The 234-nt window shown below is 51.7% G+C and carries 1 tRNA gene and 1 rRNA gene; both read left to right on the top strand.

From position 1 onward, the window contains the following. A 16S ribosomal RNA gene (locus ACZ92H_RS29840) occupies positions 1–74 on the top strand; the annotation flags it as partial. Between the two features lie 78 nt (positions 75–152). Next, positions 153–229 (top strand) — tRNA-Ile (locus ACZ92H_RS29835). The last annotated feature ends 5 nt before the right edge of the window (positions 230–234 follow it).

The following is a 234-nucleotide window of genomic DNA, read 5'->3' as shown; positions in this document are numbered from 1 at the left end:
CGGTAGGATTCGTGACTGGGGTGAAGTCGTAACAAGGTAGCCGTATCGGAAGGTGCGGCTGGATCACCTCCTTTCTAGAGTTTGCACGAAGCAGCAATGCTTCCGCCTCAAATGTTCACACTTATCGGCTGTTAATATAAAGAACAGCATTTGGGGCTGTAGCTCAGCTGGTTAGAGCACCGTGTTGATAACGCGGGGGTCGTTGGTTCGAGTCCAACCAGCCCTACCAGTTTC

The organism is Janthinobacterium foliorum (assembly GCF_978021625.1).
This window is presented reverse-complemented; position numbering and strand designations above follow the sequence as displayed.